Consider the following 11765-nt stretch of genomic DNA (forward strand, 5'->3'; position numbering starts at 1 on the left):
ATATGGCCTTAAGTTTGATGACATCAGGCCCCAATAGAAATAAAGTATTGAAGTTTAATATTTTTTGTGTATAATTTAGTTTAACGCATAAAAGCATAAAAGCATAAAAGCTTAAAAGCGCGAAAGTAAAATACGAACATAATCTATTTACATAAAAGGAGATGCCACAAATGCAAAACAAATGGAAACAACTACTTGCGGGTTCAATAACAGCTACATTACTATTCGTTGGTGGTTGTGGGACAAGCACCACAAATAGCGGAAGCGCAGATGGAGATAGTACTTATAAAGTAGGAGTTACTCAGATTGTTGAGCACCCATCTTTAGATAAAGCATTAGAAGGATTCCAGAAAGCATTATCAGATAAAGGGTTATCTGTTGAATATGATGTTCAAATTGCCCAAGGTGATCAAAATAATAATCAAACGATCGCAACAAATTTTGTAGGTGATAAGGTCGATTTAATATTTGCAAACTCTACTCCAAGCGCCTTAAGTGCTTTAAATGCTACTTCTGAAATCCCAATTGTGTTTACATCAGTTACAGACCCAGTTGGAGCTGGTTTAGTTGAAGCAATGGATAAACCGGGTAAAAATATCACTGGAACAACTGATAACCATCCAGATGCAATTCCTAATACGATCAAATTTATTAATGAGTATTTTCAAGGGAATACAGTAGGGATGATTTACAATTCCGGTGAGCAGAACTCACTTGCTCAAATAGAGCTTGTTGAAAAGGCTATGGAAGGAACGAACCTAAAAACAAAACTTGTATCTGTATCAACTTCTGCTGAAGTTAAACAGGCAGCAGAATCCTTAGTTGGAGCAGTAGATGTAATCTATATTATTACAGATAATACAGTAGCATCAGCTCTAGAATCAGTGATTCAAGTAGCAAACGATGCTGATATTCCATTATTCGTTGGAGAGCTAGACTCAGTAGAGCGTGGCGGCTTTGCTGCATATGGTTTCGATTACTTTGATATTGGATACGAGGCTGGACTAATGGCTGCACAACTTTTAACACAGGAAAAAGCAGCAAGTGATTTACCTGTTCAATACCCACAAAATCTAAAACTATTAATCAACAAAACATCTGCAAATGAAATGGGCATTAAACTAAAAACTGAGTGGGAACAAATAGCTGAATATACGGAATAATAGTTGAGGCTGACCTTAACAACATGTGTTTGTGTTGTTGTGCTCAGCCCAATATCTTTTTTTAGATGAATAACTGGAGAGAGGATGAACAGGAATGTCACTTGCACTATTCGGAGCTGTTGAATCAGGATTAATCTATGCCATTATGGCTTTAGGTGTATATCTTTCATTTAGAATATTAGACTTTCCTGACCTAACAGTGGATGGAAGTTTTGTTACAGGAGCAGCGGTTTCAGCTATTATGATTGTAAATGGGGTGAGCCCATTCATAGCGACCATTACCGCTTTACTAGTAGGATTTCTTGCCGGGAGTTTGACAGGTATTCTACATACGAAAGGGAAAGTAAATCCCCTTCTCGCTGGGATTCTAATGATGATAGCACTTTATTCTATCAATTTACGAATAATGGGCAAATCGAATTTGCCACTGTTAAACGAATCAACGCTTGTTAAAATAATTAGTGACTTTTGGAAGGGTCTTGGCCTCGATGACTTAATTACAAACTTGTTATCTGTAATTGGAGTAACGGGTTTTGTACCAAAAACTTGGAGTGTTATAATCTTTGCTGCAATTATTTCCATTTCTATTAAACTAGTTATTGACTATTTTTTAAAAACAGAAATTGGCCTTTCACTTCGAGCTACAGGGGATAACAAAAACATGATTCGCAGTTTTTCTGCAAATACAGATCGACTAACGATTCTAGGTTTAGGATTATCGAATGCTTTAGTTGCCTTTTCTGGTTCATTAATATCTCAATACAATGGATTTAGTGATATTGGTATGGGTATTGGAATCATTATTATCGGTCTTGCATCAGTCATTATTGGTGAAGCGATTTTTGGTACTAAAACGATTGCTCGTGCTACATTAGCTGTTATAGGCGGTGCAATTATATATCGTATTGTAGTAGCATTAGCTCTTCGAATCGACTTCCTTGAAGCAGGAGATGTAAAATTAATCACAGCTTCCATTGTAGTTTTCGCACTAGTCTTTCCAAAACTTCTAGCTGGAGTACGTGAAAAGAAGCGTCGGAAAGAACGGCTATCGAAGAGAATCCTAGACCATTCAGTAACAAAGAGGAGGGGAGATGCCATTGCTACAATTAAAGGAGATCTATAAAATATTTAATGAAGGTACACCTGATGAGAAGGTAGCATTGGACTATCTTAATCTATCATTAAAGGCAGGGGATTTTGTAACCGTTATTGGAAGTAATGGAGCGGGAAAATCTACTGTCATGAATACAATTTCTGGTCGATTAATGCCAGACTATGGGTCAATCATAGTAAACGGAAAAGATGTAACAACTATTCGTGAGCATAAGCGGGCAGCCATGATTGGTCAAGTATTTCAGGATCCAATGGCTGGAACTGCACCGACGATGACTATTGAAGAGAATTTAGCCATTGCTTATGCACGTACAAAAAAGCGAACGTTTAGCTTGGGTGTAACAAGACAACGCAGAAACTTTTTTAAGGAACAATTGGAGACATTACACCTTGGTCTTGAAAATCGTTTAAGTGCAAAGGTCGGATTGCTTTCCGGAGGAGAAAGGCAAGCATTATCATTACTGATGGCAACCTTTACCAAGCCTGACATCTTGTTGTTAGATGAACATACTGCAGCACTAGATCCTTCTAGAGCAGAGCTTATTACACATCTAACAAAAGAAATTATAAATCAACATGGATTAACAACAATGATGGTGACACATAATATGCAACAAGCATTAGATCTTGGCAACCGTTTGATTATGATGGATAAAGGCCAAATTATCTTTGAAGCCTCTGGGGAAGAGAAAAATAAGTTAACGGTTTCACAGCTATTATCAGAGTTCCAACGTATTCGCGGAGAGCAACTAGCAAATGACCGTGCCGTATTAAGCTAGATAGACACATAGAATTCATTTCTATGTGTACTTTTTTTGAAAAAATCCAGTTCAAAACTATTGAAATAAATCATACTTTTTAAGAGAATAATAATTATCTTTAGTCATGAAGGAGAACGAACAGAATGTCAACTACCATTCTAGCGAAAAAGCATTCCGATTTTCGCGAAGGCGTGCAGGCAGGCGTAAGCATTGGGTTAGGCTATATGCCAATCGCATTGACTTTCGGCTTAATTGCAAAATCAACGGGATTATCAGTCTCAGAAACAATTCTTATGAGTTTACTCGTTTTTGCTGGTGCATCACAATACATAGCTTTAAGTTTATTAGCTGTTGGCACAGGTGTGTTTGAAATCATCTTAACAACCTTCATAGTGAACATTCGCCATTTATTAATGAGCGCATCCTTAAATGAAAAAGTAGAAGATGATCATCCAGGTAAAAAGGCTCTTTATGCGTTTGGAGTAACAGATGAAACTTTTTCTGTATCCGCCATAAAAGAAGGTACAGTTTCTACTGGTTATATGTTTGGTGTCATTATCATTGCCTACTCAAGCTGGGTCATAAATTCAGGAATTGGTCATGTGATTGGTTCAAGTCTTCCTCAAACACTTCAAGAAAGTATGTCTGTTGCTTTATATGCAATGTTTGTTGGTCTTCTAGTACCATCCATGAAAAAACATAAAAAGGTAATCGTTTTAGCTGGGGCTGCAGCTATTTGTAACACACTTTTTTCACAGTTTCTTTCAACAGGTTGGGCCATCGTATTGGCAACGCTTGTCGCAGCAGTAGTGGTTGAATTCTTTGCAAAATCTCCAAAACAGGAGGAAGAGATTAGTGGATAAAATGATTGTATTAATGATAATTGGAATGGCTGTTGTAACGTATATCCCAAGAATGCTACCATTAGTCTTTCTAAATGGAATAAAACTGCCACCATTTCTACAGGGTGTATTAAAAAATGTTCCTTTTGCGACCTTAGGTGCTTTAATAGTTCCAGGAATTTTTCTAATTAACGAGGATATGTGGTTTGGAGTCATAGGAGCAATCACAGCATTTGTTGTTGCCTATCTAGGTGCCAATGTCATCATGGTTGTATTAAGTGCAATTGTTTCACTAAGCATCTATTCCTATTTCTTTTAATAATATAAAAAAACACCGGGTTCTCAACAACACCGGTTTTTTTTATTAAATCTCTTTCATTATTCGATTAAAAACTTTTTCCGTATCAAATTGTTTGTCCATACCCAATACTTCAATAATATGGTTTTCTTCGTCAATCAGGTAGGTAGAGGAACTATGAATAATCATCCCGTTCCCAGGGTCACGATATAGAAAGTCAAATGCCCCAGCGACTTTTTGTGTAGCCTCGTCACTGCCCCTTAACAAAACCCAATCCTTTTGATTTTCGATTCCAAAGGCTTTGCCGTATTGCTGAAGTGCTCTTTGTGTATCACGCTCAGGATCAATCGTAATTGTTAAAAATTCAACTTTATCCCCGAAAACTCCTTCTGCCTCTAACTTTTCACGAAGCTGTTTCATTTTATGAGTAGTAGCAGGACAGATATCTGGGCAGTTTATATAGATAAATTCAATTAGACGTACTTTAGGCTCTAGCTCACTAAAAACATATTCTTCTCCATAAGCTGTTTCCATTACTACATCCGCAGGAAGATCCATACTAGCTTGACGGTAAAGTGTAAAATAAAAAATACCACCGAGTATTCCTAATACAAGAAGGGAGATAAAGGTAATATATAGTTTTTTCAAAACAGTTCACTCCGAATCTTTTTACAATATATTGGTGTTGAATATAATACTATCATACAATCTAAAAGAACTCCTACAAATGATTGAACATTGTTTGACAAAAAGAGGACGAACTTGTTCTAACTATTCACTGACTACACTAAAATGTATAGTGGCAGAGTTGTACCATTTAGCTTACATAACCAAAACATAGAAGGGAGACCTAGTAATGAGAAAAGTCATTGGTTGGTCGATTGTCGGCTATTTATTATTTGCACTTTTTTTGACTTGGTATTTGTTTTATGGTGCGAATACCTTAATACCAGCTGAGTTAAAAGGGACTGCAGCAGATCCTGAAACATTTTTAAATACACGTGAGCTACTGTTAACAGAAGAGTATTCTCAAATACGAAACTTATTGTTCTTTTTAAATATTCCGCTTGAGTGGATTATCTACCTTTTCATCCTAGTACTAGGGATATCAGCTAAATTCCGAAACTGGTCAAAGGGAACTTCAAATCTATCTGTTCTTCAAACAGCGATTTATGTGTTCTACTTATCACTTATTGTAAAAGCACTAACGTTCCCCTTGCAGTATGTTGGATATACGTTATCGAAGCAATATAATATTACAACCCAAGCCTTTCCTGGTTGGATGAGGGATGTGATAATTGACTTTTGGGTGAATTATGCAATGACATTTTTGATTGTTACGGTGTTATATTGGTTGATCCGTAAAAGTACAAAGAGATGGTGGTTATATGCGTGGTTAGCTTCCGTGCCATTTGCCCTTTTCCTAATGTTTGTTCAACCTGTGATTATCGACCCACTATATAACGAGTTTTATCCTTTAAAGGATAAGGAACTTGAGGCAAAAATATTAACACTTGCTGCAGAGGCCAATATACCATCGGAGCATGTATATGAGGTTAACATGTCGGAAAAAACGAATGCGTTAAATGCTTATGTCACCGGAATTGGCTCAAACTCCCGAATTGTACTGTGGGATACAACGCTTAATCGTTTAGGTGATGAAGAGATTTTATTTATCATGGCACACGAGATGGCACATTATGTGATGAAACATATCTATGTAGGAATTGCAGGATATTTGCTTCTTACATTAGTTGGCCTATTTATTGTTCATAAGCTTATGGCACTCTGTATTCAGCGTTACGGTTCATTACTTAAGGTTAACGATATGAGGGATATAGCTTCGTTACCGTTGTTCTTGTTATTAATTTCTTTATTAAGCTTTGCTTCAAGTCCGTTTTCTAACGCAGTATCTAGGTATCAGGAGACATCAGCAGATACTTACGCAATTGAGTTGACACATAATAATGAAGCAGCCGTCGAAACATTTCAGGAGCTTACAAAGGCTGGATTAAGCCAAGTAAACCCTCCTTTTTTAGTAAAGATATTTAGATATGGTCACCCTACAATGTTAGAAAGAATTACGTATCTGGAAAATTACGAAAAAAACGAATAAGGAATTTACTCTAGGTTTCTGTACTATGACAGAAACCTTTTTTTATTTTTTTCAGGAAAACTGTTCCATTTTTAAAAATACTGTTATATAATACTATTAAATTATTAATACTGTATTATAACAACGTGAAAAGAAAGGTGTTGTGGTAGTAAATGACTACACAAACGTCAGGAATTCAAATTTTAGGAAGAATGACTGATCAGTACAAAGAGATATTAACACCTGGGGCATTAGTACTTATTGAAAAGCTTGAGCGAAAATTTGGTGAGCGTCGCAGACAATTATTAGACGCACGAGTAAAAAGACAGAAACAAATTGAACAAGGGTTATTACCGGATTTCCTTCCAGAAACAGAGCATATACGGCAGGGAGATTGGACAGTAGCACCACTTCCTAAAGACTTGTTAGATCGGCGGGTAGAAATTACGGGTCCAGTTGATCGAAAGATGATTATTAATGCATTAAATTCTGGGGCTAAAGTTTTTATGGCAGACTTTGAGGATGCAAACTCACCTTCTTGGGAGAACGTCATCGAAGGGCAGATAAACTTAAGAGATGCAGTTAATCGAACGATTTCCTATGTAAATGCAAATGGAAAAACATATAAGCTTGGCGATGAAATTGCTACATTAAAAGTACGTCCAAGGGGATGGCATTTAGAGGAAAAACATATTGTACTAGATGGTCAAAGAGTGTCAGCTAGCTTAGTAGATTTCGGATTGTTTTTCTACCATAATGCGAAAAGATTGCTTGAGAATGGAAGTGGCCCTTATTTTTATTTGCCTAAAATGGAGAGTCATAAAGAAGCAAGATTATGGAACGATGTTTTTGTCTTTGCACAAAACGAACTCGATATTCCCCAAAAGAGCATTAAAGCAACTGTGTTAATTGAAACGATTTTAGCTACGTTCGAAGTGGATGAGATCCTTTATGAATTACGAGATCATTCTGCGGGCTTAAACTGTGGGCGTTGGGATTATATTTTCAGCTACATTAAGAAGTTCCGTCACTTAGAAAATGTTATTTTGCCAGACAGGGCAGTAGTAACTATGTCTGTACCGTTTATGAGTTCCTATTCCCAATTAGTTATCAAAACGTGTCATAAGCGTAATGTTCATGCTATTGGTGGAATGGCTGCTCAGATTCCAGTGAAAAATGATGAGAAGGCAAATGAAGAAGCATTCGCAAAGGTTCGTGCTGACAAAGAACGTGAGGCGCAAAATGGCCATGACGGAACATGGGTTGCACACCCTGGCCTCGTCCCGGTTGCTAAAGAAATATTCAATAAATATATGCCGCAAGAAAATCAAATTGCTAATAAGCGTGAGGATGTTCATGTTACCGCAGCCGACCTCCTAGCTGTACCGGAGGGAGCTATATCTGAAGCGGGTGTTCGAACGAACATTAATGTAGGAATTCAATACATCGAATCATGGCTAAGAGGTAGGGGAGCTGCTCCTATTCACAATTTAATGGAGGATGCAGCAACTGCTGAAATTTCGAGAGCTCAAGTTTGGCAATGGGTTCGCCATCCTAAGGGAGTGCTTGAAGATGGTCGAAAGGTTGACTTGGGATTAGTTGACCAGTTACAAGAGGAAGAGTTGCAAAAAATTAAACTTGAAGTAGGCATAGAAAACTTTGAAAAAGGTCGATTCAAAGAGGCAACACAATTATTTCAAAAGCTGGTTCGAAATGATGAGTTTGAGGAATTTTTAACACTAGAAGGCTATGAAATTTTATAAAAAATAGATTAATAGGAGGACACAAAAATGACAAATGAAAGAGTACAGAAGCTACAAGAAAGCTGGGAATTAGATAATCGCTGGAACGGAGTACAGCGACCATATTCGGCAGAGGATGTAATCCGATTAAGAGGCTCACTTGATATTGAACATACATTAGCTCGTCGTGGGGCTGATAAACTATGGAACCTTCTTCACACAGAAGACTACGTCAATGCTTTAGGTGCCTTAACTGGTAATCAGGCCGTACAACAAGTAAAAGCCGGTTTAAAAGCAATTTATTTAAGTGGCTGGCAAGTAGCAGCTGACGCGAACCTTTCAGGGCATATGTACCCTGACCAAAGCTTATACCCAGCCAATAGTGTTCCAAGTGTAGTAAAAAGAATTAATCAGGCTTTACAACGTGCAGACCAGATTCAACATCTTGAAGGTCAAGGGGATACAGATTGGTTTGCTCCAATTGTTGCTGACGCTGAAGCTGGGTTTGGTGGGCAGTTAAATGTTTTTGAACTAATGAAAGGAATGATTGAAGCTGGTGCAGCGGGTGTACACTTTGAAGACCAGTTATCTTCTGAAAAGAAATGTGGACATTTGGGAGGAAAAGTATTACTACCAACACAAACTGCAGTGAAAAACTTAATCTCAGCTCGCTTAGCAGCCGATGTTATGGGAGTCCCAACTATCCTTGTAGCACGAACGGATGCGGATGCAGCTGATTTAATTACAAGTGATATTGATCCTGTAGATCAGGAATTCATCACAGGTGAGCGAACACCTGAAGGGTTTTTTAGAACAAAAGCGGGTATGGACCAAGCAATTGCACGTGGCTTAGCTTATGCTCCTTATGCAGATCTAGTTTGGTGTGAAACATCTGAACCGAACTTAGAGCAAGCTCAGCGTTTTGCTGATGCTATTCATGAAAAATTCCCTGGTAAACTACTGGCATATAACTGTTCTCCTTCATTTAACTGGAAGAAGAAATTGGATGATGCTACGATTGAAAAATTCCAAGTGGAGTTAGGGAAAATGGGCTACAAGTTCCAATTCGTAACATTGGCTGGTTTCCATGCACTTAACCACAGTATGTTTGAGTTAGCTCGTGGATATAAAGCAAGAGGAATGGGTGCTTACTCTGAGCTTCAGCAGGCTGAGTTTGCAAGTGAGCAACATGGTTACACAGCTACGCGTCACCAACGTGAGGTTGGAACAGGTTATTTTGACGAAGTATCACAAGTTATTTCAGGTGGTACATCATCAACTACAGCCTTAAAAGGTTCGACTGAGGAAGAGCAATTTACAGGAGCATAAATGATAGTGGAAAAAGTCCGATTTGGGCTTTTTCTTTTTTGGAGCGGGGGACAAGTCGGACTGACAATCCGTTATTTAGTTAAAATGGCTCATATTGGTGTAAAATCGGACTCAGATTCCGCTATTGCTTAAAAATTAAAGGTAAAGCTCACACTATTGGTTTAAAAGCGGATTTTGAGTCCGCGAAAGGATTAAAATTAGTCTATTTTGCGTGAATAACGGATTCTGAGTCCACATAAGCATCGTGTAAGTTTGTCATAAGCTGGACTAAACAAAAAAACTGGCTAACGCCAAGTCAGCCAGTTTTCTTACGTTCGGCTTTTATTATAGCCGAGAAGATTCTTCCGCTAATGGCAAATAAACATGTTCCGATTGCCAGAAGTAGATAAAAGAATTCCTTTGAAAGAGCAATTCCTAATGGGTAAAGAGAAGAGAAACCATAGAGGAGTATCCCTACGAATAATAACAAAAACGGCAGCCTACCATTCATAACTAACTAACACCTCGCATTTGGGCCACAGCTATTTGTTTTGTGTGGAGAAGATTAGATTGAAAAGACAAATTACATAGCGAATTTTGCGAGTTCTCGGTACTCCTTTGATAGTTCCATGAAAAGAGGGATATCTCTTGTATCAATGGCCTTATTAATTTCCTTCTCAAGTAAGTCGCGTTTCCTATTGTAGAGGGCTTCATCTAAAATCATTTGAATGTACACATCTAGCATCGTTTTATGCTCTGCTTTTTTCTTTGAAATAGTACGGGTTTTCATGATCTCAGTATACGATTTTTCATTTTTCATGAAAGATCACCCCTAATGTCTTTTTACTATTATATTGTCGACTTTCAAAAATATCAACAGAATTTTTAGATTTTTTAGAATTTTATTCTTTTTAAAAATTCCGTATGATTTTCTCATGCTTATCCAATGATAATAATGGAGGTGTATATCATGAGTAAGGATCCGAATGATATTTTAAGGGGTACAGCTTTGAATCCGGTAATCGGAATGACCGAGGACTTAGATACGAGTAATCCATATGAGTCTGAATCAATGTATGCTGGCGATTCAGTTGATGAACATGTGACAATTGAACAAGCGAATCAGTACCTTGGAGAAAAGGAAATAAAACAGGTATATGACAATTCTTAATGAATGTAGAGTGGTTTTTCTAAAGTAAGGGCAATTCTTTTAAATTGCCTTCGAAAATCACTCTATTTATTTTGACAATTTTCAACAGAAACCTCCAATAAATATGAAAATTTTGTGAATTCATGGAATATTCTCGTCTATTCTGTTACGATTTTAGTGTGACTTTTAAATTATAAAAAAAGGAGTGTGTATTAGATGGAAGTAAATTCGTTTACTTACTTAAAAGACTATGAAGTAAATCGAAAAACGATGTCAATTCTTCCAGTTACCATTAAGAATCGAAAATTTTCAAAAGTCATGGAGACTGATGGAGAATATTTAGTTGCGATGAAGCCAACAGATATTGTTGAAAGGAGTTGTCGCTACTTTGGCTCTAGTTTGAAGGGTAGGCAAGAAGGAACTCGTGAGTTAATGGGAGTTACACATAAAGCGCCGATTATTGTTGAAGCAACTAGTATGATTTACCTTTTTCCTACAGCCTCACCTACAAAATCCGATTGTGCATGGATTTCTCACACCTATGTAGTTAAGCATTCTTCAGACGGTTCTGAGAAAACAATGGTAACCTTTTCCAATGATAAGTCTATATTGTTGCCTATATCAGAAGGCTCATTTGAAAACCAACTTTATCGAACGTCCCATCTTAGAACAATTATGTCAACAAGGATTGACCAAAGAGAATATAGAAAACAATTTGTTTTATCCCCACCTAATTACTCGCAACATAAACCCATAGTTAACGACATGTAATAGAGATGAATGCGCTCCTATTTTTTTAGGAGCAAAGCGTTACCCGAAAAGGTATTTCTCCATCATTGATAGTACTTCATTGCGAATACGCGGATTAAAATAATTATGTTTTTCTTCATAGCCTTTGTAAATAAAAGAAAAAAGTGTAAAGGCCTCATCTCTTTCTACCTCAACTGCTTTCATCTTCCGCTCTCTCATTTTTTGTTTAACCACATATAAATCTTTTTGTACGCGTTTCATCGCCTCTTCAATTAAATGAATATAAGGATCCTTAAGTTTAAATGGACTGTTTTGAATAACGGAGAGGTCACGGTTAAAAATTGTTAATACCATTGGTAAGAAGAGGGATTGCTCTAGAATAAAGCGGTCTTCTTCTGTAATTCTAGTCATGTATGTCACCCTCCTAGGAACATATGTTTGGTTATTTTTATATTAATTCAAATCCCCTTAGAAAGCAAGCTTAAAAATAGCTTCTACTTTCTAAGTATTTTTGAAGGTGATAAACTAGGAGTATTCAAAGTT

At 37.1% G+C, this 11765-nt stretch carries 14 protein-coding genes; 10 read left to right on the forward strand and 4 right to left on the reverse strand.

The features are described from left to right. Nucleotides 1–170 precede the first annotated feature (170 nt). From J2Z26_RS01830 to J2Z26_RS01850, 5 genes are all read left to right on the forward strand, one after another. Nucleotides 171–1163: an ABC transporter substrate-binding protein gene (locus J2Z26_RS01830; protein ID WP_193534211.1), complete on the forward strand. Its 993-nt coding sequence runs from the start codon at nt 171–173 to the stop codon at nt 1161–1163. 94 nt (nt 1164–1257) lie between these two features. Further along, nucleotides 1258–2286 carry an ABC transporter permease gene (locus J2Z26_RS01835; RefSeq protein ID WP_193534210.1) on the forward strand — a complete coding sequence of 343 codons (1029 nt, stop codon included), beginning with the start codon at nt 1258–1260 and terminating at the stop codon, nt 2284–2286. Then, the gene (locus tag J2Z26_RS01840; RefSeq protein ID WP_193534209.1) at nt 2261–3055 is read left to right on the forward strand and encodes an ABC transporter ATP-binding protein; all 795 of its coding nucleotides are present in this window, start codon (nt 2261–2263) and stop codon (nt 3053–3055) included. Before J2Z26_RS01835 ends, J2Z26_RS01840 begins: the two co-directional genes overlap by 26 nt. 125 nt (nt 3056–3180) lie before the next feature. Then, complete coding sequence (locus tag J2Z26_RS01845; protein ID WP_193534208.1) at nt 3181–3900, forward strand: AzlC family ABC transporter permease; 720 nt, start codon at nt 3181–3183, stop codon at nt 3898–3900. A 1-nt stretch (nt 3901) separates the two neighbouring features. Beyond that, nucleotides 3902–4198, forward strand: coding sequence for an AzlD domain-containing protein (locus J2Z26_RS01850; protein WP_227413577.1), 297 nt, complete (start codon nt 3902–3904; stop codon nt 4196–4198). A gap of 45 nt (nt 4199–4243) precedes the next feature. Here J2Z26_RS01850 and J2Z26_RS01855 read toward each other — a convergent pair whose 3' ends face one another. Beyond that, nucleotides 4244–4825 carry an SCO family protein gene (locus J2Z26_RS01855; protein ID WP_193534206.1) on the reverse strand — a complete coding sequence of 194 codons (582 nt, stop codon included), beginning with the start codon at nt 4823–4825 and terminating at the stop codon, nt 4244–4246. Between the two features lie 208 nt (nt 4826–5033). On the opposite strand from J2Z26_RS01855, the gene J2Z26_RS01860 reads away from it, so the two are divergent. The 3 genes from J2Z26_RS01860 to aceA all read left to right on the forward strand — a co-directional run bounded on the left by J2Z26_RS01860 (nt 5034) and on the right by aceA (nt 9343). Continuing rightward, nucleotides 5034–6293, forward strand: coding sequence for a M48 family metallopeptidase (locus tag J2Z26_RS01860; protein ID WP_193534205.1), 1260 nt, complete (start codon nt 5034–5036; stop codon nt 6291–6293). 152 nt (nt 6294–6445) lie between these two features. Then, the gene (gene aceB / locus J2Z26_RS01865; RefSeq protein ID WP_193534204.1) at nt 6446–8035 is read left to right on the forward strand and encodes a malate synthase A; all 1590 of its coding nucleotides are present in this window, start codon (nt 6446–6448) and stop codon (nt 8033–8035) included. A gap of 27 nt (nt 8036–8062) precedes the next feature. Then, entirely contained in the window at nt 8063–9343 is a 1281-nt protein-coding gene (gene aceA, locus J2Z26_RS01870; protein WP_193534203.1) for an isocitrate lyase, read from the forward strand. Between the two features lie 295 nt (nt 9344–9638). On the opposite strand, the gene J2Z26_RS01875 is transcribed toward aceA, so the two are convergent. Continuing rightward, nucleotides 9639–9833 carry a hypothetical protein gene (locus J2Z26_RS01875; RefSeq protein ID WP_193534202.1) on the reverse strand — a complete coding sequence of 65 codons (195 nt, stop codon included), beginning with the start codon at nt 9831–9833 and terminating at the stop codon, nt 9639–9641. A gap of 72 nt (nt 9834–9905) precedes the next feature. Beyond that, nucleotides 9906–10142 carry an IDEAL domain-containing protein gene (locus tag J2Z26_RS01880; RefSeq protein WP_193534201.1) on the reverse strand — a complete coding sequence of 79 codons (237 nt, stop codon included), beginning with the start codon at nt 10140–10142 and terminating at the stop codon, nt 9906–9908. A gap of 150 nt (nt 10143–10292) precedes the next feature. Here J2Z26_RS01880 and J2Z26_RS01885 point away from each other — a divergent pair, with 150 nt between their 5' ends. Further along, the gene (locus tag J2Z26_RS01885; RefSeq protein WP_193534200.1) at nt 10293–10493 is read left to right on the forward strand and encodes a hypothetical protein; all 201 of its coding nucleotides are present in this window, start codon (nt 10293–10295) and stop codon (nt 10491–10493) included. A gap of 195 nt (nt 10494–10688) precedes the next feature. After that, nucleotides 10689–11243, forward strand: coding sequence for a competence protein ComK (locus J2Z26_RS01890; protein ID WP_193534199.1), 555 nt, complete (start codon nt 10689–10691; stop codon nt 11241–11243). Nucleotides 11244–11282: 39 nt separating this feature from the next. On the opposite strand, the gene J2Z26_RS01895 is transcribed toward J2Z26_RS01890, so the two are convergent. Continuing rightward, nucleotides 11283–11633 carry a YhjD family protein gene (locus J2Z26_RS01895; RefSeq protein ID WP_193534198.1) on the reverse strand — a complete coding sequence of 117 codons (351 nt, stop codon included), beginning with the start codon at nt 11631–11633 and terminating at the stop codon, nt 11283–11285. Nucleotides 11634–11765: the final 132 nt, after the last annotated feature.

The organism is Cytobacillus luteolus, from assembly GCF_017873715.1.
GTDB classification, from domain to species: Bacteria; Bacillota; Bacilli; order Bacillales; family Bacillaceae_L; genus Bacillus_BV; species Bacillus_BV luteola.

Bases quoted from the DNA above. Each gene is read 5' to 3' on its own strand.
- J2Z26_RS01830 (WP_193534211.1), top strand. From the start codon at position 171: ATGCAAAACAAATGGAAACAACTACTTGCGGGTTCAATAACAGCTACA.
- J2Z26_RS01835 (WP_193534210.1), top strand. From the start codon at position 1,258: ATGTCACTTGCACTATTCGGAGCTGTTGAATCAGGATTAATCTATGCC.
- J2Z26_RS01845 (WP_193534208.1), top strand. From the start codon at position 3,181: ATGTCAACTACCATTCTAGCGAAAAAGCATTCCGATTTTCGCGAAGGC.
- J2Z26_RS01850 (WP_227413577.1), top strand. From the start codon at position 3,902: ATGATTGTATTAATGATAATTGGAATGGCTGTTGTAACGTATATCCCA.
- J2Z26_RS01860 (WP_193534205.1), top strand. From the start codon at position 5,034: ATGAGAAAAGTCATTGGTTGGTCGATTGTCGGCTATTTATTATTTGCA.
- aceB (WP_193534204.1), top strand. From the start codon at position 6,446: ATGACTACACAAACGTCAGGAATTCAAATTTTAGGAAGAATGACTGAT.
- aceA (WP_193534203.1), top strand. From the start codon at position 8,063: ATGACAAATGAAAGAGTACAGAAGCTACAAGAAAGCTGGGAATTAGAT.
- J2Z26_RS01875 (WP_193534202.1), bottom strand. From the start codon at position 9,833: ATGAATGGTAGGCTGCCGTTTTTGTTATTATTCGTAGGGATACTCCTC.
- J2Z26_RS01880 (WP_193534201.1), bottom strand. From the start codon at position 10,142: ATGAAAAATGAAAAATCGTATACTGAGATCATGAAAACCCGTACTATT.
- J2Z26_RS01885 (WP_193534200.1), top strand. From the start codon at position 10,293: ATGAGTAAGGATCCGAATGATATTTTAAGGGGTACAGCTTTGAATCCG.
- J2Z26_RS01890 (WP_193534199.1), top strand. From the start codon at position 10,689: ATGGAAGTAAATTCGTTTACTTACTTAAAAGACTATGAAGTAAATCGA.
- J2Z26_RS01895 (WP_193534198.1), bottom strand. From the start codon at position 11,633: ATGACTAGAATTACAGAAGAAGACCGCTTTATTCTAGAGCAATCCCTC.